The sequence below is a fragment of the Klebsiella sp. JN_Kp127 genome (genome assembly GCF_040062505.1).
GTDB classification, from domain to species: domain Bacteria; phylum Pseudomonadota; class Gammaproteobacteria; order Enterobacterales; family Enterobacteriaceae; genus Klebsiella; species Klebsiella quasipneumoniae.
In genome coordinates this window covers 1-23,474 of sequence record NZ_JBEAHS010000031.1, presented here as the reverse complement: position 1 = coordinate 23,474, position 23,474 = coordinate 1, and the positions used below count along the sequence as shown (strand labels likewise).

Annotated in this window: 23 protein-coding genes; 7 read left to right on the top strand and 16 right to left on the bottom strand. The window is 54.8% G+C overall.

From position 1 onward, the window contains the following. Nucleotides 1-246: 246 nt before the first annotated feature. The 4 genes from tcyN to tcyJ all read right to left on the bottom strand — a co-directional run bounded on the left by tcyN (nucleotide 247) and on the right by tcyJ (nucleotide 3,562). A complete protein-coding gene (gene tcyN, locus ABLV04_RS08520) occupies nucleotides 247-999 on the bottom strand; it encodes an L-cystine ABC transporter ATP-binding protein TcyN (protein ID WP_004203465.1) in 753 nt (250 codons plus the stop codon). Beyond that, nucleotides 996-1,664 (bottom strand): cystine ABC transporter permease, encoded by a 669-nt coding sequence (gene tcyL, locus ABLV04_RS08515; RefSeq protein WP_008804215.1) that lies wholly within the window; start codon nucleotides 1,662-1,664, stop codon nucleotides 996-998. The genes tcyN and tcyL overlap by 4 nt, the downstream gene beginning before the upstream one ends. Before the next feature lie 15 nt (nucleotides 1,665-1,679). Then, nucleotides 1,680-2,666 (bottom strand): D-cysteine desulfhydrase, encoded by a 987-nt coding sequence (gene dcyD, locus ABLV04_RS08510; protein ID WP_101978058.1) that lies wholly within the window; start codon nucleotides 2,664-2,666, stop codon nucleotides 1,680-1,682. A 95-nt stretch (nucleotides 2,667-2,761) separates the two neighbouring features. After that, nucleotides 2,762-3,562 carry a cystine ABC transporter substrate-binding protein gene (gene tcyJ / locus ABLV04_RS08505; protein WP_205425525.1) on the bottom strand — a complete coding sequence of 267 codons (801 nt, stop codon included), beginning with the start codon at nucleotides 3,560-3,562 and terminating at the stop codon, nucleotides 2,762-2,764. A 200-nt stretch (nucleotides 3,563-3,762) separates the two neighbouring features. Here tcyJ and amyA point away from each other — a divergent pair, with 200 nt between their 5' ends. Beyond that, nucleotides 3,763-5,250: an alpha-amylase gene (gene amyA, locus ABLV04_RS08500; RefSeq protein ID WP_044524008.1), complete on the top strand. Its 1,488-nt coding sequence runs from the start codon at nucleotides 3,763-3,765 to the stop codon at nucleotides 5,248-5,250. A 41-nt stretch (nucleotides 5,251-5,291) separates the two neighbouring features. On the opposite strand, the gene yedD is transcribed toward amyA, so the two are convergent. After that, the gene (gene yedD / locus ABLV04_RS08495; RefSeq protein WP_072413406.1) at nucleotides 5,292-5,726 is read right to left on the bottom strand and encodes a lipoprotein YedD; all 435 of its coding nucleotides are present in this window, start codon (nucleotides 5,724-5,726) and stop codon (nucleotides 5,292-5,294) included. A gap of 374 nt (nucleotides 5,727-6,100) precedes the next feature. Between yedD and rcsA the strand changes: the two genes are divergently transcribed. Beyond that, nucleotides 6,101-6,724, top strand: coding sequence for a transcriptional regulator RcsA (rcsA, locus tag ABLV04_RS08490; protein ID WP_023290286.1), 624 nt, complete (start codon nucleotides 6,101-6,103; stop codon nucleotides 6,722-6,724). A gap of 32 nt (nucleotides 6,725-6,756) precedes the next feature. Here rcsA and dsrB read toward each other — a convergent pair whose 3' ends face one another. Continuing rightward, nucleotides 6,757-6,948 (bottom strand): protein DsrB, encoded by a 192-nt coding sequence (gene dsrB, locus ABLV04_RS08485; RefSeq protein WP_004203477.1) that lies wholly within the window; start codon nucleotides 6,946-6,948, stop codon nucleotides 6,757-6,759. A 136-nt stretch (nucleotides 6,949-7,084) separates the two neighbouring features. Here dsrB and yodD point away from each other — a divergent pair, with 136 nt between their 5' ends. Continuing rightward, on the top strand, nucleotides 7,085-7,306 hold the full coding sequence (gene yodD / locus ABLV04_RS08480; RefSeq protein ID WP_072413467.1) for a YodD family peroxide/acid resistance protein: 222 nt from the start codon (nucleotides 7,085-7,087) through the stop codon (nucleotides 7,304-7,306). Nucleotides 7,307-7,605: 299 nt separating this feature from the next. Here the strand turns inward: yodD and dgcQ are convergent, their stop codons facing one another. Together dgcQ and ABLV04_RS08470 are read right to left on the bottom strand one after the other, a co-directional pair. Then, the gene (gene dgcQ, locus ABLV04_RS08475) at nucleotides 7,606-9,285 is read right to left on the bottom strand and encodes a cellulose biosynthesis regulator diguanylate cyclase DgcQ (RefSeq protein WP_023290287.1); all 1,680 of its coding nucleotides are present in this window, start codon (nucleotides 9,283-9,285) and stop codon (nucleotides 7,606-7,608) included. Between the two features lie 116 nt (nucleotides 9,286-9,401). After that, nucleotides 9,402-10,313, bottom strand: a complete 912-nt coding sequence (locus tag ABLV04_RS08470) for a DUF808 domain-containing protein (protein WP_044524012.1) — start codon at nucleotides 10,311-10,313, stop codon at nucleotides 9,402-9,404. Between the two features lie 183 nt (nucleotides 10,314-10,496). Between ABLV04_RS08470 and yedA the strand changes: the two genes are divergently transcribed. Next, the gene (gene yedA, locus ABLV04_RS08465) at nucleotides 10,497-11,408 is read left to right on the top strand and encodes a drug/metabolite exporter YedA (protein ID WP_023290289.1); all 912 of its coding nucleotides are present in this window, start codon (nucleotides 10,497-10,499) and stop codon (nucleotides 11,406-11,408) included. Here yedA and ABLV04_RS08460 read toward each other — a convergent pair. The 4 genes from ABLV04_RS08460 to drpB all read right to left on the bottom strand — a co-directional run bounded on the left by ABLV04_RS08460 (nucleotide 11,383) and on the right by drpB (nucleotide 14,369). Further along, nucleotides 11,383-11,877, bottom strand: a complete 495-nt coding sequence (locus ABLV04_RS08460) for a very short patch repair endonuclease (protein ID WP_032453413.1) — start codon at nucleotides 11,875-11,877, stop codon at nucleotides 11,383-11,385. The genes yedA and ABLV04_RS08460 overlap by 26 nt on opposite strands. Further along, on the bottom strand, nucleotides 11,858-13,258 hold the full coding sequence (locus ABLV04_RS08455; RefSeq protein ID WP_023290291.1) for a DNA cytosine methyltransferase: 1,401 nt from the start codon (nucleotides 13,256-13,258) through the stop codon (nucleotides 11,858-11,860). The genes ABLV04_RS08460 and ABLV04_RS08455 overlap by 20 nt, the downstream gene beginning before the upstream one ends. A gap of 76 nt (nucleotides 13,259-13,334) precedes the next feature. Further along, nucleotides 13,335-14,045 (bottom strand): phosphohydrolase, encoded by a 711-nt coding sequence (locus ABLV04_RS08450; protein ID WP_348815594.1) that lies wholly within the window; start codon nucleotides 14,043-14,045, stop codon nucleotides 13,335-13,337. 42 nt (nucleotides 14,046-14,087) lie between these two features. Next, nucleotides 14,088-14,369, bottom strand: a complete 282-nt coding sequence (drpB, locus tag ABLV04_RS08445) for a cell division protein DrpB (RefSeq protein ID WP_023290293.1) — start codon at nucleotides 14,367-14,369, stop codon at nucleotides 14,088-14,090. Between the two features lie 542 nt (nucleotides 14,370-14,911). On the opposite strand from drpB, the gene ompC reads away from it, so the two are divergent. Continuing rightward, a complete protein-coding gene (gene ompC, locus ABLV04_RS08440) occupies nucleotides 14,912-16,048 on the top strand; it encodes a porin OmpC (protein WP_023290294.1) in 1,137 nt (378 codons plus the stop codon). Between the two features lie 608 nt (nucleotides 16,049-16,656). Here the strand turns inward: ompC and ABLV04_RS08435 are convergent. The 3 genes from ABLV04_RS08435 to ABLV04_RS08425 form a co-directional block, all read right to left on the bottom strand. Continuing rightward, nucleotides 16,657-17,028: a hypothetical protein gene (locus ABLV04_RS08435; RefSeq protein ID WP_131033097.1), complete on the bottom strand. Its 372-nt coding sequence runs from the start codon at nucleotides 17,026-17,028 to the stop codon at nucleotides 16,657-16,659. Beyond that, entirely contained in the window at nucleotides 16,985-17,224 is a 240-nt protein-coding gene (locus ABLV04_RS08430) for a DNA polymerase V (RefSeq protein ID WP_348815593.1), read from the bottom strand. The genes ABLV04_RS08435 and ABLV04_RS08430 overlap by 44 nt, the downstream gene beginning before the upstream one ends. 105 nt (nucleotides 17,225-17,329) lie before the next feature. After that, a complete protein-coding gene (locus ABLV04_RS08425) occupies nucleotides 17,330-17,881 on the bottom strand; it encodes a recombinase family protein (RefSeq protein ID WP_032429525.1) in 552 nt (183 codons plus the stop codon). A gap of 92 nt (nucleotides 17,882-17,973) precedes the next feature. Between ABLV04_RS08425 and ABLV04_RS08420 the strand changes: the two genes are divergently transcribed. Then, the gene (locus ABLV04_RS08420) at nucleotides 17,974-20,061 is read left to right on the top strand and encodes a hypothetical protein (RefSeq protein WP_348815590.1); all 2,088 of its coding nucleotides are present in this window, start codon (nucleotides 17,974-17,976) and stop codon (nucleotides 20,059-20,061) included. Beyond that, nucleotides 20,062-20,811: a hypothetical protein gene (locus ABLV04_RS08415; RefSeq protein ID WP_348815588.1), complete on the top strand. Its 750-nt coding sequence runs from the start codon at nucleotides 20,062-20,064 to the stop codon at nucleotides 20,809-20,811. A gap of 133 nt (nucleotides 20,812-20,944) precedes the next feature. Here the strand turns inward: ABLV04_RS08415 and ABLV04_RS08410 are convergent, their stop codons facing one another. Continuing rightward, nucleotides 20,945-23,401 carry a GDSL-type esterase/lipase family protein gene (locus tag ABLV04_RS08410; RefSeq protein ID WP_348815640.1) on the bottom strand — a complete coding sequence of 819 codons (2,457 nt, stop codon included), beginning with the start codon at nucleotides 23,399-23,401 and terminating at the stop codon, nucleotides 20,945-20,947. Nucleotides 23,402-23,474: the final 73 nt, after the last annotated feature.

Sequence of the window (23,474 nt, the reverse complement as noted above, 5' to 3'; positions counted from 1 at the left end):
TTTATATGTATAAAATATCGTAGCTGTCGCATTTATTAGCCTGAAGGCTTGCCTTTTTTCCGCTCGCTGCGCTGAAACTAAGGCCCTCCCTTCATTTTCTACACCCTACACGGGGGGATGGGAAGCGGTGTATACGGCCAGGGGAGTCAATAGCACGAAAATGTGATGATGGGGCGTTCCCCCGGCGTGGAAGCGGGCTGAACGCGGCGGCCCTCGCGATGGAGCGCCGCCGCGCCAGCGCCTGCTCTACTGCATCAGGAATTTTTCGAGGAACTGGCGGGTACGCGGTTGCTGAGGCGAGGCGAACAGCGCTTTGGCCTCGCCTTGTTCAACGATGCGTCCCTGATCCATAAAAATCGCCCGATCGGCAACGTCGCGAGCGAAGCTCATTTCATGGGTCACGATAACCATGGTGCGTTTCTCCTGCGCCAGCTGGCGGATGGTATTGAGCACCTCCCCTACCAGCTCAGGATCAAGGGCCGAGGTCGGTTCATCAAACAGGATCACGTCCGGACGCATGGCCAGCGCGCGAGCAATGGCGACCCGCTGCTGCTGACCGCCGGAGAGGCGGCGCGGATAGCTGTTCTCTTTGCCGCTGAGGCCTACCTTCGCCAGCAGATCGCGCGCCCGCGCCATCGACTCCTGCTTGTCTTCGCCTTTTACGATGACCGGCCCTTCAATAATGTTCTCCAGCACCGTCCGGTGGGGAAACAGGTTAAAGTTCTGGAAGACAAAACCCACGTGCTGGCGCAGCCGCCGAATAAGCCCTTTTTGCGGCCCGAGGCTGCGACCGGCGTCGATCGTCACATCGCCGACGCGGATAGTGCCACTCTCCGGTTGCTCCAGCAGATTAATGCTGCGCAGCAGGGTAGTCTTCCCCGAGCCGCTGGGACCGATGATCGCCACCACTTCGCCTTCCTGCACCTCCAGGTCGATACCGTGGAGAACCGTCTGGCCATGGAATTTTTTCACCAGGCTTTTTACTTCAATCGCACTCATTTCGGATCACGCTCCTGGCGGTTCAGCTGGTTTTCAAAATAGTTCTGCAGCGAGGAGAGTACCGTCGCCATCACCCAGTAGATCAGAGAGGCTGCCAGATACATGGTGAAGACCTCCAGCGTACGCGAGGTGATAAGCTGCGCCTGACGGAACAGCTCCGGCACCTGGATCGTCGCCGCCAGCGAGGTATCTTTTACCAGGCTGATAAAACTGTTAGAGAGCGGCGGCAAAGCGACCCGCGCCGCCTGGGGTAAAATAGCCCGACGCATTGTCTGCCACGGGGTCATACCGATACTGGCCGCCGCTTCCCATTGCCCTTTGTCAATCGAGGCGATGGCCGCGCGCAGGGTTTCCGCCGCGTAGGCCGCCGTGTTCAGCGACAGGCCGATCATCGCCGCCGGGATCGGGTCAAGTTCAATGCCAAACTGCGGCAAACCGTAGTAGATCATGAACAGCTGGGCGATAAGCGGTGTCCCGCGAAAAATGGAGATATACATGCGCGCCAGCCATTTTACCGGCCAGAGGGGCGACATGCGCATCAGCGCCAGGATAAAGCCCAGCACCAGGCCGAAAAACATCCCGCCAATGCTCAGCTGCAGCGTAAAGACGGCGCCTTTCAGCAGAAAAGGCGCGGAATCGATGACCAGTTGGATACTTTCTTGCATGCTGTGGTTTCTATATTAGACGTGAGGATGATAGGCAAACAGCGCCGGCGCTCCGCCGGTGTGGACGAACAAAATCGGCCCTTCATCCTTAAAGCGCTTCTGCGTAATGCCATCGATAAGTCCGGCCATCGCTTTACCGGTATAGACCGGGTCAAGCAAAATACCTTCCAGTTGCGCCAGCAGCTTCACGGCGGCCATCCCTTCCTCGTTTGGCGTCCCGTAGCCCGGTGCAAAGTAATCATCCCACAGGATGATGTCGGCTTTCGCCTGCAGCTCAAGGCTGTTGGCCACGGCCTGCTGCAGCGCCACCACTTTCGGCAGCTGGTCGGCAACAGCGCGCGACACCGTCACCCCGATCAGTTCCGCCTGCGGCATCAGCTGTTCAAGGCCGACCGCCAGTCCGGCATGGGTGCCGGCGCTCCCGGAGGCGACCACCACCGACGAAATCTCCACTGCGTCTTCGCACTGCTGGGCGATTTCCAGCGCGCTTTCCACATAGCCTAGCGCCCCAAGTGCGTTAGAGCCGCCGACCGGAATGACATACGGGCGGTACCCCTGCGCTTCGATACGGGTCGCCAGCTCGTCGAGCTGGGCCGCGGGATCGGTCAGGACATCGCACATCTCAATCTGGGTATTAAACAGATCCAGCAGCAGGCGGTTTCCATTGCTCAGATAGTTCTCCGCCCGGGTGCCGATGGGATTTTCCAGCAGCGCTACGCAGTGCAAGCCCAGTTTGGCGGCGACCGCCGCCGTCTGGCGCACATGGTTAGACTGGATCGCGCCGGCGGTGATTAACGTATCCGCCCCTTCGCGCAGGGCATCGGCGGCGAGAAACTCCAGCTTACGCAGTTTGTTGCCCCCCATCGCCAGCGGCGTCGTATCATCACGTTTGATAAAAATTTCGCGCCCGAGGTGATCGGACAGACGCGGCAGATACTCCAGCGGCGTCGGCGCGCCGATCAGTTCCAGACGCGGAAAGCGGGTTAAATTTTGCAGTGACATGGCCCCTCCTGACTCAGTTATGCTTCATTATGCACACAGTTACGCGCTAAATAAAAAAAGGCGCTTCCAGGAGCGCCTTTTTTCACCGCTGGCCGTTATTTTGTCACGTCAGCGCCAAACCATTTCTCGGACAGCGCCTTCAGGCTGCCATCTTTTTGCATATCCGCAATCGCGCCATCTACCGCTTTCAGCAGGTCATCGTTGCCTTTACGCAGCGCAACGCCAGCTTCCTGACGGGAGAACGCTTCGCCGGTGACCGCCAGCGTATTGTTGGTTTTCTTCACCAGATCCAGCGCCGCCAGACGGTCAACCAGAATGGCGTCAATACGGCCTACGCGCAGATCCTGGTATTTGGTCGGGTCGTCGTCATAGGTGCGGACATCCACGCCCTGGACGTTCTGACGCAGCCACTCTTCATAGTTAGTGCCCAGCCCGACGCCCACTTTCTTGCCTTTCAGATCCGCCGCGGTTTTAATCGCGCCTTCGTTGCCTTTCTTCACCAGCGCCTGCACACCGGAGATCGTGTACGGGGTAGAGAAATCGTATTTCTTCTTACGCTCATCGGAGATAGTGACCTGGTTAATCACCACGTCAATGCGTTTGGAGTCCAGCGAGGCCAGCATACCGTCCCACTTTGTCGGTTTGAGGTCGGCCTTCACGCCCAGATGTTTCGCCAGCTCGTTGGCGAACTCCACTTCAAAGCCGGTCAGCTTGCCGTCATCACCCTGGAAGCTAAAGGGAGGATAGGTGCCTTCGAGGCCCACGCGCAGCGTGCCGCGCTCTTTAATCTGATTGAGCAGTTTTTCCGCCGCAAAAGTTTTCACGCTAACGCCAGCCATCAAAACAACGGCCATTGCGCCCATCAGCGCCTGACGACCCAGAAGTGCTAATTTCATAGATACCCCGAAGATTAGGATTTTCCTGTAGTGTAAGGCGCTTAACGGCCCGACACCAACATCGTTACGCTACATCTTATGCAAATTTATTATATATGATCCGCTTTAGGGTATAGCGAAATTCAGGGCTTTCCTCACCCGTTTTGCGGGATATCTCCCATACTGCAAAGGTCAGCCTGTTGACGTCTGGAGCATGGAAGATGAAAAACCCCACCTTGTTGCAATGTTTTCACTGGTACTACCCCGCCGGCGGCGAACTGTGGCGTGAAGTCGAAGCGCTGGCCCCCAGTCTTAACGAAATCGGCATCAATATGGTCTGGTTGCCACCCGCCTACAAAGGCGCCTCGGGCGGTTATTCCGTCGGCTATGACACCTACGATCTCTTCGACCTCGGCGAGTTTGATCAAAAAGGTTCTGTCGCCACCAAATATGGCGATAAAACCCAACTGCTGGCGGCGGTCAACGCCCTGAAGGAGCACGACATCGCCGTGCTGCTGGACGTGGTGGTGAACCATAAAATGGGCGCCGATGAAAAAGAGGCCTTGCGCGTGCAGCGCGTCGATGAGCAGGATCGCACGCAAATTGACGAGACGATCATAGAGTGCGAGGCATGGACTCGCTATACCTTCCCGGTGCGCGCCGGGCAGTATTCGCAGTTTGTCTGGGACTACAAGTGTTTTAGCGGCATTGACCACATCGAGAATCCGACGGAAGACGGTGTATTTAAAATCGTCAACGACTACACCGGCGAAGGCTGGAATGAGCAGGTCGATGATGAGCTTGGCAACTTCGACTACCTGATGGGCGCCAATATCGATTTTCGTAATCACGCCGTCACCGAAGAGATCAAATACTGGGCGCGCTGGGTGATGGAGCAGACCGGCTGCGACGGTTTTCGCCTTGACGCCGTGAAGCATATCCCCGCCTGGTTTTACAAAGCGTGGATCGAACATGTTCAGGAGGTGGCCCCGCAGCCGCTGTTTATTGTCGCGGAATACTGGTCCCATGAAGTGGAAAAGCTCCAGCAGTATATCGACCTCGTCGAGGGCAAGACGATGCTGTTCGATGCCCCGCTGCAGATGAAATTTCATGAAGCGTCCCGTCAGGGGCGCGATTACGACATGAGCCAGATTTTCAGCGGGACGCTGGTGGAAGCCGACCCCTTCCATGCCGTCACCCTGGTCACCAACCATGATACCCAGCCGCTGCAGGCGCTCGAGGCGCCGGTTGAGCCATGGTTTAAACCGCTGGCCTATGCGCTGATCCTGTTGCGTGAAAATGGCGTGCCCTCGGTCTTCTATGCCGATCTCTTCGGCGCTTCCTATGAAGATACCGGCGGCGACGGACAAACCTACGCCATAGAAATGCCCGTCATCGAGCAGCTACACGAACTGATCGACGCCCGTCAGCGCTTTGCCCACGGCGTGCAGACTCTCTGGTTCGATCACCCCAACTGCATTGCCTTCAGCCGCAGCGGCACCGACGAGGATCCCGGCTGCGTGGTGGTGATGTCCAATGGTGATGAGGGAGAAAAGACCCTGACGCTGGGCGAGAACTATGGCAACAAACGCTGGCGGGATTTCCTGGGCAACCGGGAAGAGATTGTCGAAACCGACGACGAAGGCTGCGCAACCTTTACCTGTAACGGGGGAAGCGTCAGCGTGTGGGTGCTGGAGGCGGTGCTGTAGTCATCTGACGCCGGACGGGCCAGCAGTGGCCCGCCGGAACCTTAGCGCGCGGTGGTCGGCGCGCTGACTGGAGCGGCGGCACGCGCTTTAGCCCACGCCTTCTCGCACTCCGGGGTGAGACGTTCAACGCGGGTCAACGTCATACGATCGTAGGAAAGGGTGTTGCCCTCGCGCTCGATCGGGTAGATATCCAGGGAAGCGGTCACGTTGTAGATATCGCTATCGCGGTTCATCAGTTTCCCCGGCTGGGCGATCACACGCTGCCACTGGCGGCAGTCGAAGGTGTCCCCTTCTTTGGTGACGATCAGGCTGGCGATGGCGTCCGGACTCATCATCTCGCTCTGCGGCCCTTTCGTCTGCCAGTAGCCTTCCAGGCCTGCCGGCGCTGGCGCTTTAACAACCTCTTCGTAACGATCAACCTGCACGCATCCGGCCAGCGCCAGCACCATGCCAGCAAAAACTAACTGTTTCATCATTCATCCCACAAGCTGATAAAAAAGTATTGTGGCATTAAAGCGTTAAGCCTTCCACCCCCGCCGCAGGCGGAGAAGCCGGGCAAAACACGGCCAGGCATCGCAGCCTTCATTTGAAATAAGGAAATTCTGAAAGTAAAAGAATGTTTGGGGCCTAACCATAGCATCCGCGGGCACTTTTTGTTTTTAATTCGCTCACACTACCGGTTCTTGACTTTACTTTAAGAGTTTTCCTGGCAAATTATATACAGAGATGCGGAATAGTTTAATGGAACTAATGGGTTCTTTCTTTAACCTACTATTATCACCGCCCGCAAGGACTGCTTCGCACAGCCAGTGTGAAGTGTATATCGTTACGTGTTGATTGAGGATGGGTCATGTCAACGATGATTATGGATTTGTGCAGTTATACCCGGTTGGGACTAACGGGATATCTGACCAGTCGGGGAATTAAAAAACAGGAAATCGTTGAGGTCAACTGCGCTGAGGATCTGCACAGGCATTGTGCGTCATGTTGCCCGGCGGTGGTGTTTCTGAATGAAGATTGCTTTGTGCATGATGATGAAAGTAATGGCATTATTCGCCAGATCATCACGCAAAACCCGGCGACGTTGTTTGTGATTTTTATGTCGCTGGCGAACATCCATTTTGACCGCTATCTACGGGTGCGTAAGAACCTGCTAATCAGCTCAAAATCGATCACTCCAAAAGACCTTGATGTCATTCTGGTTAATTATCTTAAATACAAGAACACGAGTCTGGGACAGTTAAATTTACCGACGTTGTCGCTGAGCAAAACAGAATCAAATATGCTGCAAATGTGGATGGCCGGGCATGGTACTTCGCAAATTTCAACGCAAATGAACATCAAAGCGAAAACGGTATCATCGCATAAAGGCAATATTAAAAAGAAAATACAGACGCATAATAAGCAGGTGATTTACCACATCGTTCGGCTGACCGAAAACATTACCAGCGGTATTCAGGTGAATCTACGCTGAAACAAACTGGCGGTGGTCCCGCCAGTTCGGTTTTACGAGATTTCTTTTTCCACGAAGATCCCATCCGGGTGCCCTATTTCATTGAAAAACCAGATCCCCAGGGGATAGTCTTCCAGCGAAACCAGATACATCGTCCCTTCACTAAACGACTCAATTGCCAGCACTACGCCCGATCGACGTGGGCCACCGTCGGTCTTCACCGTGACACGATCGTTCACCTGCATAATCCATCTCCTCTCTATTTCCAGCCAGTGTAGAACAAAACCACGCCGCTCGCAGCGTCGCGGGCAGTGACTGGCGTTTTTTTAGACCGACTATACTTAAAGAGGCTTGAGCGACGCTCAGCGAGGGGGGGTAATGATGAAGAACCGATTGACAGACCAGACCGGGAACGACGTTGATGTCAACGTTGATGCTCTGCTGGCGGCGATTAATGAGATCAGCGAAAGCGAAGTCCATCGCATCCTCGATGACCCACAGCACGCCAGTATCGATGGCCGCGGGGCGCATACCTGGCGTGAACTGGCGGAGGCATTTGAACTCGATATTCATGATTTCAGCGCCAGTGAAGCCAACCGCTAGCGATGGGCGAAAAAAATCCCGACTCGCAGGAGTCGGGATCAAACTTGCTAATGCAAGAAGCACTTGAAAATTCGTTACACCGGGAAATCCGATGCGTTGAAACATTATCCTCAATTATTTTGCATGACAAGCGATATTCATGGCGCAAAATATTGAGAAAGTTGGCGCTTCGCAGCAGAAAGGGCTGCAGGGCTGATGCGATAAGGCTTAGCCGCAAACCGGTTTCATTCGATAGCGCGATCCCCGCCGAACACTTTAAGAAAAATCTCATTTTGCCTGATTCGGGCGAAACGTTTTGCTCACGCTTCGCTGCGATACCAGACCTGGTTGCGGCCATTTTGCTTGGCCAGATACAGTCGACCATCGGCGACCGACTGCAGGGCTTCAAAGTGATACTCCCCCCGCTCTTCGCTGCCGCTCACCCCTAACGACGCGCTGACCCGCAGCGTCACGTTGTTATGCAAAAAGACCTCCCGGCCATGAATACGCAGGCGTAGCCGCTCCGCTACCGCCGCCGCTTCCTGCAGCGTGGTATTCGGCAGCACGACACAAAACTCCTCTCCGCCCACGCGGCCCAGCAAATCACCGTCCCGGACGGTGCCGGCAAGCGTACTGGCCACCATCGACAGCACTCTGTCACCCGCCTGATGGCCATAGCGATCGTTAATGCCCTTAAAGTGATCCAAATCGAGCTGGATGACCGCCAGCGGTCGTCCGCTGCGCTGGCAGTCGCTGGCTACCGCCATCGCCTTCTCAAACAGCGCCCCGCGATTGAGCAGGCGGGTTAAGGCATCGTGCCAGGCCTGCCACTCCAGGGAGGTCTGGAGAACGCTCATATTGCGGACCATACGGCGGATCACCAGCCAGGAGAGCAGCAGCATTAAGGTGAAGAGGATCCACATCAGGGTCAGGGCGATGGTGATGGTGCCAAAGTTGCCGCGTACGCCTTCCCGCAGAGTATGGATCCGCAGCAGCACGCCATCAAAATTGCGCAGTTTGGCCCAGCTGATATAGCGCGTCAGCAGACGCAGACCGCCCTGATTATCATGGGCAAACGCGCGGCTGAGCAGTTCCTGTTCGCGCGGCGACAGCAGCGTAAGGACATTCCCCGGCGCAGACGAGGCCAGCAGGCTAAGATGGCTGTCGTAAAGCTGGTATTCCCCCTCCTGCCCGCCCTGCATCGCGCTGATTAAAAATGCTTTTATTTCGCTGACTGAGAAATCCATCGCCAGCACGCCGCGCCAGTAACCGGCAAAATCCAGAGGTATCGAGGCGGTGACCACCTGCTCTTCCAGCTGCGGGTCATCGTCAGGAAAGGTTTGCCAGATAACGCCGCGGTGCGGATTGTTCCGCTGGGTCTGCCGGGTAAACCAGAGGGCGCTGATGGCGCGCGAATAGTAGGTCTTCACCTGCGATTCATCGCGCAGCGGCAGGGTCGAGGTGAAAAAACCGCTGCGGGAGATATATTGCATCCGCTCGGCAAAATCGCGGTCATGCTGCGTCAGGTTTAACAGATAACCCAGCTCCAGCGTCGCCATCAGTTCATTGACCACCAGCGGATCGTCCGGCAAGAGCAGCGGGTGATCCCTGACGACGCCCTCCGAGACGCCAAACACCGGCAGCGTCCGGCGGTTGGGGAGCGCCACCCGCCAGGTCTCCTGGTGGCGTTGGCTCAGATAGCGCTGGCTGGCTTCGTGCAACACATCGACGTCGAGCGGGCGTTCAAGCGCGGACTGCATACCGTGGCGAAAAAACATCATCCTGTCGATGTTGAACTGCAGCAGGCCATCCATTTCATGCGCGACGTTAGCCAGATTATTGCGCTGGTTCGCCACGTAGGCCTCTTCCAGGACATTGATTTCGCGCCAGATCAGCAGCGTGGAGAAAAACAGCACCACGATAAAACAAATGTTAACCACATGCGCCGGGCGAGTCAGGTGGTAGAGTTTTTTCAACTTCAACCGTAGTGGCTTTTCCATCTTTCTCTCGCAGTACGTTGCGCAAATCTGACGTCGTCAGCACGCCCGGTCTCTGTCGATACCGGAGGCGCTTTTAGCGTAGACCACGCGGCGCCGTCATGCGGCGCCGCACCTGACTACTTCACCGCGCCACGCAGGCGACTGACCGCCTTGACGCCCGCCAGCACCACCGCGCCGATGATAAAACCCAGCACCAGATTAGCCACCATCGGCAGCAAGGCGGCCAACATGCCGCCCAGCCCCGCGCTCCAGTGCTCAATGGCATGGTGTAGCGGCGCAATACCGTGAACCACAATCCCGCCGCCCACGAGGAACATGGCCAGCGTTCCGACGATAGAGAGCACTTTCATCAGCCAGGGCGCCACGGTCAATAACCCTTTGCCCAGCCACTGCGCCAGGGTACTGCGTTTCTCCGCCAGCCAGTAGCCCATGTCATCCAGTTTGACGATCACCCCCACCAGGCCATAGACCCCGACGGTGACCAGAATCGCGATCCCCGACAGAATGAGGATCTGATTCAGCAGCGGCGCTTCCGCGACAATGCCGAGGGTGATGGCGACAATTTCCGCGGACAAAATAAAGTCGGTGCGGATCGCCCCTTTGACTTTGTCACGCTCAAAGGCCAGCGGATCACGATCCGCCAGCGCCTGAAGACGCTGCTGCCGTTGCGCTGGGTCCTCTTTGTGCTTACGCGCTTCCAGGCTGTGGAGCACCTTTTCCACCCCTTCAAAACAGAGAAACGCGCCGCCCAACATCAGCAGCGGCGTAATCGCCCAGGGAATGAAGGCGCTGATTAGCAGAGCCAGCGGCACGAGGATGATTTTATTGACGAACGACCCTTTCGCCACGCCCCAGACCACAGGCAGCTCACGATTTGCCCGCACGCCGGTCACCTGTTGGGCGTTGAGGGAGAGATCGTCGCCCAGCACCCCCGCCGTTTTTTTCGCCGCCAGCTTGCCCATCATGGAAATATCGTCCAGCAGCGTGGCGATATCATCGAGTAATGTTAAAAGACTACTTCCTGCCAAAATGATTTTCCTTCTCTTTTCATCAATGTCTCCCTCGAGTATGCGTTAAAAAACGGCCGCTGCCCAAGGTACAATTAGTCAATATAAATTTAACAACCTGACGCAAATTAAGCGCTCGCCAGCAGGATAGTTTTCACGTTTACTATATGTCCCCTTTCTATCTCTGCACCGTCGTGAGGAAGTATGTCTACCCGTCAGCTGTTACCGCTTATCGGGGCGCTGTTTGCGCTGTATATCATTTGGGGCTCTACCTATTTCGCCATCGCCGTCGGCGTCGCCAGCTGGCCGCCGCTGATGATGGCCGGAATTCGCTTTCTCTCTGCCGGCGTGCTGCTGCTGGGATGGCTGTTGGCCACCGGCCATAAACTGCCGGCCCGCGGACCGTTGCTTAACGCCGCGCTGATCGGGGTTTTGCTGCTGGCCGTCGGCAACGGCTTTGTCACCCTGGCCGAACATCAGCACGTTCCCTCCGGGATCGCCGCGGTCATGGTCGCCACCGTTCCGCTGTTCACCCTGTGCTTCAGCCGCTTTTTCGGCATCGCCACTCGTAAACTGGAATGGCTGGGGATTGCCATTGGCCTCGCGGGTATTGTGATGCTTAACAGCGGAGGCAACCTGAACGGCAACCCCTGGGGCGCGCTGCTGATCCTGATTGGCTCCCTGAGCTGGGCCTTCGGCTCGGTTTACGGTTCGCGGATCGAGCTGCCGACCGGCATGATGGCGGGGGCAATCGAGATGCTCGCCGCCGGGATCGTCCTGCTGGCCGCGTCATGGCTGAGCGGCGAAACCTTAACCCGTGTACCGTCGTGGTCCGGGATCGCCGCTGTGGCCTACCTGGCTATCTTTGGCTCGCTGATTGCCATCAACGCCTATATGTTTTTGATCCGCAATGTCACCCCGGCGGTGGCCACCAGCTACGCCTATGTCAACCCGGTGGTGGCGGTTCTGCTTGGTACCGGATTCGGTGGCGAAAGCCTGTCCCTGATCGAGTGGCTGGCGCTGGCGGTGATTATTTTCGCCGTCGTGCTGGTGACGCTGGGGAAATATCTCTTCCCGGTTCGCAGCGAAGCTACCCCTTGTAAGGCGTCGAAATAAGCGCCAGTTCGCGGATACCCTGGGTGTCGATCTGCGCGTCGTGTCCGGCGCTGCAGATCCACTCTTCCAGACGCTCGGTGAGCGCCTCGTCATTCAGCTTCAGCCGACCGCGCAGGGCGCATTCCCAGACGATAAGCACCCGCCAGCCCTGCTCGGCCAGCTTTTGCCGGTCACGGGCATCGCGCGCCACGTTGCCGGCGATCTTGTCCAGCCAGAACGCCGTCCGGGTGGCCGGCACCTTAAACAGGTAACAGTCATGGTGATGCCAGAAACAGCCGTGGGTAAAGATGACGCAACGGTAATCGGGTAAAGCGAAATCAGGGCGTCCCGGCAGCTCGCGATCCTGGGCAACAAAGGTGAATCCCGCCTGAGTCAACAGCGCCGCTATCCGCTTCTCGATCGCCGTATCGCGCGTGGCGATAGCCCGCATATTTTTACTGCGCGTGGCTTTATCGTGAACATCCGCCATCGTTATCACCCGCTTCGCGACGCGCCACCGCCTGAGCGATGCGCGGGGCCAGGAGCTTCGCCACCGCGGCGAAGACCGGAACCACCACCGAGTTGCCGAACTGACGATAGGCCTGGGTATCCGACACCGGGATGCGGAAACGCGCCCCCTGAGGCGATTCGAAACCCATCAACCGGGCGCACTCCCGCGGCGTCAACCGACGAGGACGCCGCTGTTGATTCTGCGGATCGTCAAAATGCGTCTCGCCCAGCGGCCGGTCCCAGCCGCGATCGACGAGAATTTCGGCGCCATCTTTATAGTAGCGGGCGGAGAGCGTCCGGGCCACGCTGTGGGGATTGGCGGGGTCCACCAGGCCATAACCAAAGCCATTGCCCCGCGCCTGATGTTTGCGGGCATATCGATAAAGATATTTCCACAGTACCGGCGTGAGGATAAATTTGGCATCCACCGTCGGCTCCAGCAGCTCGCCAAATGTTGGCCGAACCGCCGGATACAGCGCCGCGATATCGCGCAGCGTAAACCCCTCGTGCAGCTGCAGATCGCGGCGGAAGCCCACCAGCACGATGCGCTCCCGGTGCTGCGGTAAGAAATGGCGCCCGTCGATCACCTTCGGATCGTCCGGCCCGCTATGCCCGGCGTCAGCGACCTCATACCCCAGCTCATCCAGCGTCTGCATGATGATGCGGAAGGTCCGCCCCTGATCGTGGCTTTTGAGATTTTTAACATTCTCCAGCACAAAGATCGCCGGCTGACGGGCGGCGATAATTCTCACTACATCAAAAAACAGCGTCCCCTGGGTTTCGCAGGCAAAGCCGTGGGCGCGACCCATGGCATTTTTTTTCGACACGCCGGCGAGTGAGAAAGGCTGGCAGGGAAAGCCGGCCAGCAGCACATCATGCTGCGGGATAGTCTCGCGGATATGCTGCGCCGCCTCGTCATCGCTAACGTCGGGGCGATGGCTGAGGGTGATATCGCGAATATCTTCATTGAAACGGTGTTGCTGCGGATCACAATACCAGTTGGCCTTATAGGTGCGCACCGCATGCTTGTTCCACTCGCTGGTAAAGACGCACTGCCCGCCGATAGCTTCAAAACCGCTGCGGATCCCGCCGATACCGGCAAACAGATCGACAAAACGGAATCCATAGTGCGGATGATGGGCCGGCGGCGACGGCAGCAGCGTCGCCAGATGAGCGACCTCCTGCGGACGCAAACGCGCTGCCGCGCGGCTGAGGGCCGCCACGCGCTTGAGGATCGCCGCGCTCCAGTGCTGCTCCCCGACGCTCACCAGTTCGGCGACCAGCGTTTTTACATCGTAGATCGTCATCAGCTGGCGCAGCAGCGCCTGAGCCTCTTCACCGGCCTGTTCCGTCAATGACAACGACCTGTTTTCCTTGCTTAACTTTTGTGGCATATCCTCAACCAGCGCGGACGATTTTTGCAGAGAGTACCATAAATCACTGGTCGGTTGACGGCTGCGGTGCAAAGCGGCGTAAAACCGCCTCATCCAGCGCCAGGGGTTCCCCCTTCAGCTCCGCGCTGATCTTGGCCATAAACTCGACGAGGAAGCGCGCATTATGCTGCGCCATAGCCCTTCCTCCGGCGGTCTGCATGGTTTCCGGCAGGCGCAGGAGCTTGCACTGGAAATGGTCGAGGGCATATTTTCTGTCATCCAGCGCTCGCCGGTCGGCGAAAGGATCGTCGGCATCAAACAGAATGGTGTTCAGGGCGCCGGCGACGGCGAAGACCCGCGCCAGGCCTATCGCCCCCAGCGACTCGAGACGGTCGGCGTCCTGGACGATTTTCGCCTCCAGCGTGCGCGGCGGGGTCGCCGCGCTGAAGCTGTGCGCCTCAATAGCGTGGCTGACCGCCGCATACCGGTCTGCGGGAAAATCGGCAAACGACGACTGCAAAATAGCCAGGGTTTTCTCGGCAGCCATCATCGAGGAGCGGCTTCGCTCCGGATGATTTTTAGGCAGACTGACAATGTCATGAAAATAGCAGGCCGTGAGAAGCACCAGCCCGTCGACCTCCTCCTCCCCGGCGGCCAGCCGGGTGGCGGTGGCCCAGACGCGACGAAAATGGGACAGATCGTGCGCCGCATCCTCCCGGGCGTGGTGCGTCAGTATCCAGTGCTCAAATCGCTGCTGCCAGTCAACCAGGTTCATAGGCGTTCCTTTATCTGTAGGTCAGCCTCGAGCATAGCAACTTTACGACCGATGATCCCGCCCGCTTCCGGAGGGCCGTGTATACCAGACGACAGCGCCGAGGATCGCGCCAATGCCGGCGAGCACCAGCATTCCCAGCAGGGCGCCAAGCCATTTCCCTGCCATGGTGCCAAAGTCGCCCTCCGCACTGGCGCCGGGGACACTGTGAATTTTTCCCACCACCCACCAGTAACGCACAATGACCCAGACACAATATCCGCAAAAGGCATACAACGCCCATAGCGCAAGTTTGCCGCCCGGGCTGCGTTTTGCCTGCTCTTCCATCTCATTCCTCTCCGTGACAAATCATACTACCGCCACTCAAAAACGTGACACTCATCACATTATACCGCCATGCTGCGCCACAGGCAGCAGTTTCATCCTTGTCTTCTGCACCCACTTATCACTTATTCTGCCAATGGAAATACGCAGGGGTGATTTTTTTTATTCTTTACCCACGGGCTTAAACATTAACGACACCCAGCCATGCCGCGTAGTGTAATTATCAATCCGCCGGCGGAATTGACTAATAAATTATATTTAAAGGCTGAATAACCAGCTCACTGTAAATTAATACAAATAATTTCATTCAGTTAACCACGATCGCAACACAGCAACATAACCTATTGCTATACAAAAAAATAATCATTAAAACAGATTCATTTAAATTTAATATAATGAACCACATAGAAATATTTTGTAATATCTTACATTATTTATTTACATATTTTATTTTAAATAAAAATGAACTTAGTCGTTAGTATCTGACAGGCATTCCGGAGGGATTGTCATAATTCACAGAAATTATTATTAAAAGGGAATATATAATGAAAAGAAAAGTACTGGCACTCATGGTACCGGCATTACTCATGGTCAATGCCGTTAATGCTGCAGAAATTTATAACAACAACGCCAACAAACTGGACCTTTATGGGAAAGTCGCCGGCCTGCGTTACTTCTCTGACGACACCAGCGAGGACGGCGACCAGACCTATGCTCGCTTAGGCATCAAAGGCGAAACGCAGATCGCTTCCGAGTTAACCGGCTACGGTCAGTGGGAATACAATGTCAAAGCGAACACCAGCGAAGGAGAAGGCGCGAATTCATGGACTCGTCTGGCCTTCGCCGGTCTGAAGTTTGCTGACTATGGCTCACTGGACTATGGCCGTAACTACGGCGTAGTGTACGACATCGAATCCTGGACTGATATGCTGCCGGAATTCGGCGGCGATACCTACACTCAGACCGACGTTTACATGACCGGCCGCACCAACGGGGTGGCCACCTACCGTAACAGCGATTTCTTCGGCCTCGTCGACGGCCTGCATTTCGCCCTGCAGTATCAGGGGAATAATGAAAACGCCGGTTCTGGCGAAGGCACAAACAACGGCGGCGCTCGTAAACTGGCGCGGGAAAATGGCGACGGGTTTGGTATCTCCAGCTACTACGATCTCGATATGGGCATCAGCTTCGGGGCCGCCTACTCGGCTTCCGACCGTACCCATAACCAGCTGGCGGCAGCACGCAGCAGCCATATTTACGCTAACGGTGATAAAGCCGAGGCCTGGACCGTCGGCGCAAAATATGACGCCAACAACATCTATCTGGCCGCCATGTATGCGGAAACCCGCAACATGACCTTCTACGGCAACGGCGCTATTGCCAACAAGACGCAGAACTTTGAAGTCGTCGCCCAGTACCAGTTCGATGAGTATAATTTACCGCTGCGTCCATCCGTGGCCTATCTGCAATCGAAGGGGAAAGATCTTTACAACTACTCTCGCTATAGCGACAAGGATCTGGTCAAGTATGTCGACATCGGCATGACCTACTACTTCAATAAGAATATGTCCACCTATGTGGATTACAAAATCAACCTGCTGGATGAAGACGACCGCTTCTACCGCAACAACGGTATCTCGACCGATGATATCGTGGCCCTCGGTCTCGTTTACCAGTTCTGATCCCCATCAAAGCCCGCGCTCAGCGGGCTTTTTCTTGTTCCCGCTCCGTTGAGATCACTCTTTTCAACATTGCCGCTTTCCAGGCGTACCTTCCCTCTTTATGATGCGTTTAAGCTCGTTCGGGCAAATTGCGGCGGTAAGACCACAAAAGGACAAGGCGCACTACCGCGTCTTTACGCTGAAACCAGGACGATGATGATGGCGATACCCCAGCGCAGGCGTTATACCTGAAGCTAACGGTGTTATTGAAGGGGAATGGTCAGAGAAAGAATAGTTGGCGGAGAGAGGGGGATTTGAACCCCCGGTAGAGTTGCCCCTACTCCGGTTTTCGAGACCGGACTGCTTTTCTTTAAAAACAGATAGTTAACTATTTTTCTGAGAAAATACCTCAAATTTCACACACAACCTTTTCAATAAGTTAGCCATCTTCAAAACTTCATTTTCTCATGAAATTTTTGACATTAGCCCTTAATGATTGGCTGGGAATACTTTAGCCTCTGAATGAAGTTGCGAGCGCCTTTCCAGTATCGAATGGCGCTACTTTACCAGCATGTTTTTATAGGCTCTTCATCCAGGGGTAAGGATGAAATTTAGGTGCGCACCACTTTTCATATAACTGGATAATCATCATCATCCTTCCCTATCCGGTTAATAACGAATGTCACTATTCCTAACACTACCACGTCGTCGAGTGCTTCGCCTTCCAATGCCTCACCATCCCGAGTAATAAACGCCTTCCCCATAACTTTCGCAAAATCTGTACCGCCGGAGTACTGGATCAATACCGTGTCCTGCTGCTTTGGTTTAACGGAGAAATCAACCACGGCATAACCGGTTTCTGTTTGTACGATCCGAGTATTAGGGCCAGTACCGCAGAGTTTATCGACGGTCAGACGCCCTTCTACATAGTCTGCTGCTGGCGACGGAAACCCCACGTTATAGCCCTCCGTTCGGGTTGTATAACTGGAACGTTCTTTCATCTCCTTCCTGCGTTGAGACATCCCGGAATGTCGTCACATAGTGCTCTATCCACTGGTTAGCCTGGCGCGGTGACCATATCCAGTTAACTTTTGCGAGTTCCCGGATAAAACCGGACGTTGTCACGGTGCGACGGCCATTAGGATCAATGACAATTGCCTGACGCCAGGCTATTTCGATATCTGAGTTTCGCGGCATAATTTCACCTCCTTAAATACTGTTTTTATATACAGTAGATTCATTGGGAGATCTGATCAATACAGGTTCCAGCTATCGATCAGGCGCACCGACGCAACATAATGATTATTCAGAAGCAGGCAGGTACTTGTAGATAGTTTTCACGTCTACACCTATCACATCGGCTACCTGCTGCCTGGTAGCGCCGTTCTCCAGCATTCTGCGGCATCGCTCCACAACCTCAGTGGTCATTACCCGGCGGCGTCCGCCTACTCTCCCCTGCTCTCTCGCTGCGGCTAAACCGGCTCGGGTACGCTCGACGATCAGCTCGCGCTCCATTTCCGCCAGGGCGCTCATGACGTGGAAGAAAAAGCGGCCTGCTGGCGTACTGGTATCGATGCTGTCGGTCAGACTGCGGAAATTCACCCCGCGCGCCTGCAACTCCGACACGAGCGTAATCAGATCGCGTACGCTGCGGCCAAGCCGATCCAGCTTCCAGACCACCAGCACATCCCCCGGACGGAGCCGCCGCAGCGCTCGCTTTAACCCTGGCCGCCGGGCATTTTTCCCGCTGGCCATATCCTCAAAAACCAGCTCACATTCTGCGCGGATCAGCGCGTTTTTCTGTAAATCGAGGTTTTGATCCCCGGTTGAGACCCTCGCATAGCCAATCAGCACTATCTAACTCCTTGAAATAGCTGATTGTAAAAAGCCGCGGCCATTCGCTCAAACCCTCGTTTGGGCGAACGCCTTTTTTTGGAGCAAAAAACATGGCCTTTGATCCGCCACTTGGGAGCACGTCGCCCGCGGTGCTGCTCGATAACGCCACGCGCTTTGACGAACTTGTTAACGGGCCAGCGGGCACCGTTCCCGACCGTGCCGGGCAACCGCTGGACACCTGGCGCCAGATCGTGACGATGATGCTTGCTGCTGTCACTGATGCGCAGAACAGCATTACCGCTATTGGGCTCCCCTTTAATACGCTCTCTGATGCTCAGGCTGCAGTAGCTGCTGGAAAAATACCAGATGGCTCCGTGACATGGGTTAGAACTACGGACAGCGCTGCCCTTGCGGATGAGTACAAAAACATAAATGGGGTTCTGACGGCTACCGGACGTCGGATGCCTTCTCAGGATGCCGTGGACGCACTTTCGCGTCAGTTACTGGATTCGATTGTTACCGGAGATGTACCAGGGTTCTGGCTGGCACTGAAAGACTCTGCTGGCTGGATTTCATGGGGAGTGGATGATCAGGGGGGATTTGGATCACGGGCTGCTTACCTCGGGACAGACAATATTCTGGCGGGAAATATCAAAATCCTGTTTACCGATGATGTCGGATTACGGTTTCAGGACCCCGAGGGATTCTATATCGATGTGCTGGATAATTTCGGACGCTATCTGTTGGGAGATTCCGGCGGCGGTTCTTCACCTGTTGACGAAGTCAGCATTCTGGATTTGAAAAATAAAGCTTACGCGGCGGAAGTTTCGCGGCGCGTACTGACACGGCTGAAATTTCCGACTGAGGCGTATAACCATTTTTTGATGGAGTGTCAGAGCCTTGGTATGGGGTATATGAGCTGGCCGGTTGTCAGCAAAACGCCTAAATATGATTCGCTAATGCTGGGGAAGTCTGTTCGTCCGGCGAGCACGACGAACAATGCGTTTGTTCCCCTGGGCGTAAATGCGTGGCAACCTCTGCGGGCAGTTGTACAGTCAGTCTCTGGCAGCGCCATTCTGTCCGATGCGGAGCAACTCGCGCTGGCTCGAAGCGCGGTTAATGAAGGGGAGAGTCCGATCGTTGGCGCGGTGAACGGATTCAGACGACACTTCCTTGAGGCGCACTGTCTGAGTGCTGACCCTGGTCGACTGTTTGTCGCCTCCACGGTCGGCGTGTCCGGCCAGTCAATTGCCAGCCTGATGGACGATACCAAATATTTTAATCGTGTCGTTGAATGCGTAACGAAGGCAAAGGCCCTGGCTGACAGCGAAGGGAAAACCTATTCGGTTACCGGGGTCGATTTCGTTCAGGGACAACGCGACTATGATGACGGAACGCCTAAAGCCACATATAAATCGCAACTGGGGCAACTCTACAACAAAATCAATAATACAATTCGTGGGATCACCGGCCAGAAAGACAATCCAGCCTGGTTTATTTCTCAGACGGGATACACCTACAGTCCTAATCCAGCCACGCAGCCGGTGAACGCTGTCGAGCTTTGGGTGGGAATGGCGCAATGGGAGTTTTGTCAGGAAACACCAAACTGTTTCCTCATTGGGCCGGACTATCAGTTGCCGGATAAAGGCGGCCATCTGATGACGAACGGCAGTCGCTGGCTGGGTTGTTATTTTGCCAAAGCAAAAGATCGTGTACTGAATCAGCGGCGTCCATTCCAGCCACTCGCTCCCACGGGTATTACCTGTGCAGGTTCAGATTTTCTGTTGAGTTACTACGTCGATCATCCACCTTTAAAATTTACCAGCCCGTTCAGGAACGGAACCAGAACCCCCATCACTAATAGCGGATTTCGCGCCTGGCATATGATTGATGCCGATCCGTCAGGCATAGGGACAGAACTGAATATCACCAGCGTTGCTGTTGCAGCCGACACGGTTATTCGCCTGACATGCGATACAGAGCCGCAGGGGAAAGTCCGGGTGGCCTATGCAACACGCCCCCAGTATGGGCAGGGTATGGTAACCGATTCTGATAATTACGTACCGGATGAAGTGTACGAATATGACCCGCAGTTCACCCAGTGGCCGGAAGAGAATATTCCGGAGCTGATCGGCAAACCCTATCCGATGGAAAACTGGTCTATTGCCTTTTCCATGACCTTCACTAAGGATGAATAAATGAGCCTGGCAATTCAGAAAGATGTCGATTTTTCTGCGGTGGCTACCGGATATTTACCTCCGGTAACTGCAGGCGTGGAGTACTTCAATTTTTTTAACAGCGAAGACTCGCTGACACGCAACCTGATTCCCAACAAGCCGACTCCTGCAAAGAACGGGAGTCCGCTCTTTAACACCAACGGACAAAGCTTCCTGCTGACCAACCTGCTTAATTTCATCAATACCGGGATAAAACTGACTGATGAAATGACCATTATTACGGTGGCAGAACCAACCGGCGCGGATGGTAATTTCCCGACCTGGTCCACTACAGGTTCGCCGATTACAAATGGAGGGAGTTTCACGTCACAATCATTTATGCGTCAGAGCGCCACCACGCGAAACCCAACGCTGTCGCTGAGTTATTCCACTGATGGTTTCATCACCCGACAGAACCTGTCTTATGGGGTATCGTCGGGTGTTGATAATATCAGGCTCCGCGCCATAGCATCGGCATTCAGTCAAACAGCAAAAACGTCCAGCCTTTATGATCTGACGAATAATAAAAATGGCCAGGCGCCTTTGCCAGCAAATGGTGTTTATGGAAAGGCAGGTAATATCCTGTTGGGATCGCATTACAACGCCGCAGAGAGCTCACAGGGTAATCTTTACGCGGCCGCGATTTACAGCCGTATGCTCTCAACAACTGAGATCAATCAGGTATATGCTGCGTTAAAGGCTTATTACTCAAAGCGTGGCATATCTGCATGATCTTATTCTTAAAAAAAAGAAATAGCTGGAAATGCCAGGAATTTTCCTAGAGCATATTGCTGTGCGCAAAGACGCACACAGCAATAATGTCATTTATCATCTTTCCCCCGGCGTGCCTCCGGGGGACATTTTTCTATCTGTTTGTTAAAACACGAAAAACGGCATCTTTGATTAGATAACCCCCAGTTGCCGGATCCGGGTGAATGCCATCCTCGGCAAACCAGGAATGAACCGAGCCATAGGCATAATCTGCCGGATTATCTCCAAAAATGTACTGCAGGTTTATAAATGCACAGCCAAGCTCGGCAGTGACGGAACGGGCCCGTTTTGCCATTGTTGCCATTGTTGTCGGGTTATCTGTGCGCTCATTCTCGCAGGGCATAACGAACAGGATATCTGCACCCGGCAAAGCCGCTCGAATGCGTGCAATGAACGAGCGGAGGTTATTCTCGAAAGCCGTCGCTCCTCCCGTAATTCTCTGGTCGTTTGTGCCTGTCAGAATGATTACTGTGTCGAGCGCCAGCTCCGTCAGCGCCTTCGCAAAATCACCCGCATCCATTGTTAGCCAGCTGGCGAGGCTTGAACCGGATGCACCAAGCTTATGAACACGTACACCTGCCCCAGTTGCCAGGGGATTTAGTCCGCAGAGCGAAACGGTACCGGACACGTTCTCAATGTTGAGCACGTTCGACGCATTTACTGTAGCCGGTGGGTTAATATTAACAAACTGCAGCCCGCTACCTTGTACGTTGAGCGTCGTCCATGCCCCTCCATCCCAGTTATATCGAATAACACCGTCACCAGTACCCACATACCCAAGCCTGCACGTTGACCAGCCACCATCAGACGTGCCGGGAACAGTAGCTTTCAGCTTATCCCCTGGTGTGGATGACGTAACCACGGCAGTATCCGGAGAGCTGTTTGTGGGATTTTTAGTTCCGCTGTAGCTAAATAACCAGTTACCCGTCCATGTGAACAACGTTTTCAATACGTCTGAACTGCTCGGAGAAAACACATTGGCGTTAATTATGCTCTCTGAGGTTGCATGTCTTCCAAACGACGTCCATCCAACCCCCGATCCAGCGCCATACTTTGCTCTCAACGCCTTTGCTAATGGCTGTGAAAACCGGTTTGGCTGTGTTGGCCACGAGTCACCAAAGATACCGACGGTTAGAATGGTCGATGCTCCTGATTCCAGCTGGCTTAACTTCATACGACCAACACGGATTTGATGCGCTCTTTCCACATAGTCAGAAATAACTGCAGTGTTCGTCTGAGGTATCAGCAGTGGATCAAGCTGAACAGCATAGGGCTGGTAACCCGTCGCCTCGCTTCCCTTTTCAAACTGCATTGTGTTCAGAACCGTTTTGGCAACGGTCATTCTGATGTAAGCGGCACCTGTCGGTATTGTTAAAGTTCGGGGTGTTGCCGGAGATGTAGATGCCTGCTCACCTGACAAATAGTTTTTGTTTGCATCGTAATATGCAGTTTGATGAGCATAGTGTTGCGTATAGGTGTTCCCTGCAACAACCGGGATAAAATCTGAGGCATCATAAGTTACATTTGTCTTTATTGTGCCCGTTGAGGCATCAACATATGAATCAGGTGTCACCGCACTCTTATCGAAGAGGTTAACCCCAGGAACAAAAAAGGCGGCCTTTTCTACTGTCACCGCCTTTTTCTGTATCGCATCGGTCGAGACCGCTCCCGCGCTGAGAGGGACAGGATAAGGAGAAAGAGGACGTCCAGGAACAACCAGGTTAGCGGAAGCGTTTGCAGTAATCACGAACACAACAGCCAGCTCTACCAGTCCAGCGTTAGCCGTATTTTCCACCCGAATATCTAACCTGACTGCCCCGGCAGGAATAGTCAGCGTGTTTGTAAAACTGTTTACGCCCGTCGCAGTGGCATATTGCAATCCCTGGGTGCCAATCTGTGTACCAGACGTATCCCTGAAAACATAGGCCACGCGCCCGCCTGCGTTGGCATACCATGCAGTAACCCTCGTACTGATTACATCCCCCGCCTTCAAACCGCAATCAGCAAGCCATGCCGTTCTCGCTGCCACACCTCCCGCTGCTGGCCCCGCCACAATGGCCGGGAACCCCATCCTTGAATTTGTATTCGCCGCTGCTGTGATTGACCCCAGGGGGATATGTGTTTTCCCGCCAAGGGAAGGATAAAGAAGAAGCAATTCGCAAAGCGGATCAAACAACACATTAAGACCGCCAAAAACAGCCCTGATAATGGCGTCCACGGCCTGCTGGGAGGGCATTTTTCGGCCGGTTGGCTGTAGCGTCCCGGCGTTATTGATAACCTCAATTGCAAGCGCACTGTCATCCGGGCTGCGGTAATACGTGGTGCTTCCCACCGGAATATTCACGATATCCGCCTGCGCCGCCGCCAGCGTCATATATTGCTTGCTGAGCGGGATTAAAGTTTGATGGATACCGCGCCAGGTATACAGCAGTTCACCCGCACGGTCCGGAAAGGTTAATTCCGAGGACTGCATCAGTTGATCGAGACGCCGGACATTTTCCATAAAAATCTGAGGATCGGCGGTGCCCAGTGGCGGAATAAACTCGGCCATGTTTTTTGCTCCAAAAACGGCGTTCGCCCAAACGAGGGTTTGAGCGAAAGAAAAGTTGAAAGGGATTTTTTGG

Bases quoted from the DNA above. Each gene is read 5' to 3' on its own strand.
- tcyN (WP_004203465.1), bottom strand. From the start codon at position 999: ATGAGTGCGATTGAAGTAAAAAGCCTGGTGAAAAAATTCCATGGCCAG.
- tcyL (WP_008804215.1), bottom strand. From the start codon at position 1,664: ATGCAAGAAAGTATCCAACTGGTCATCGATTCCGCGCCTTTTCTGCTG.
- dcyD (WP_101978058.1), bottom strand. From the start codon at position 2,666: ATGTCACTGCAAAATTTAACCCGCTTTCCGCGTCTGGAACTGATCGGC.
- tcyJ (WP_205425525.1), bottom strand. From the start codon at position 3,562: ATGAAATTAGCACTTCTGGGTCGTCAGGCGCTGATGGGCGCAATGGCC.
- amyA (WP_044524008.1), top strand. From the start codon at position 3,763: ATGAAAAACCCCACCTTGTTGCAATGTTTTCACTGGTACTACCCCGCC.
- yedD (WP_072413406.1), bottom strand. From the start codon at position 5,726: ATGATGAAACAGTTAGTTTTTGCTGGCATGGTGCTGGCGCTGGCCGGA.
- rcsA (WP_023290286.1), top strand. From the start codon at position 6,101: ATGTCAACGATGATTATGGATTTGTGCAGTTATACCCGGTTGGGACTA.
- dsrB (WP_004203477.1), bottom strand. From the start codon at position 6,948: ATGCAGGTGAACGATCGTGTCACGGTGAAGACCGACGGTGGCCCACGT.
- yodD (WP_072413467.1), top strand. From the start codon at position 7,085: ATGAAGAACCGATTGACAGACCAGACCGGGAACGACGTTGATGTCAAC.
- dgcQ (WP_023290287.1), bottom strand. From the start codon at position 9,285: ATGGAAAAGCCACTACGGTTGAAGTTGAAAAAACTCTACCACCTGACT.
- yedA (WP_023290289.1), top strand. From the start codon at position 10,497: ATGTCTACCCGTCAGCTGTTACCGCTTATCGGGGCGCTGTTTGCGCTG.
- ABLV04_RS08460 (WP_032453413.1), bottom strand. From the start codon at position 11,877: ATGGCGGATGTTCACGATAAAGCCACGCGCAGTAAAAATATGCGGGCT.
- ABLV04_RS08450 (WP_348815594.1), bottom strand. From the start codon at position 14,045: ATGAACCTGGTTGACTGGCAGCAGCGATTTGAGCACTGGATACTGACG.
- drpB (WP_023290293.1), bottom strand. From the start codon at position 14,369: ATGGAAGAGCAGGCAAAACGCAGCCCGGGCGGCAAACTTGCGCTATGG.
- ompC (WP_023290294.1), top strand. From the start codon at position 14,912: ATGAAAAGAAAAGTACTGGCACTCATGGTACCGGCATTACTCATGGTC.
- ABLV04_RS08435 (WP_131033097.1), bottom strand. From the start codon at position 17,028: ATGAAAGAACGTTCCAGTTATACAACCCGAACGGAGGGCTATAACGTG.
- ABLV04_RS08430 (WP_348815593.1), bottom strand. From the start codon at position 17,224: ATGCCGCGAAACTCAGATATCGAAATAGCCTGGCGTCAGGCAATTGTC.
- ABLV04_RS08420 (WP_348815590.1), top strand. From the start codon at position 17,974: ATGGCCTTTGATCCGCCACTTGGGAGCACGTCGCCCGCGGTGCTGCTC.
- ABLV04_RS08415 (WP_348815588.1), top strand. From the start codon at position 20,062: ATGAGCCTGGCAATTCAGAAAGATGTCGATTTTTCTGCGGTGGCTACC.
- ABLV04_RS08410 (WP_348815640.1), bottom strand. From the start codon at position 23,401: ATGGCCGAGTTTATTCCGCCACTGGGCACCGCCGATCCTCAGATTTTT.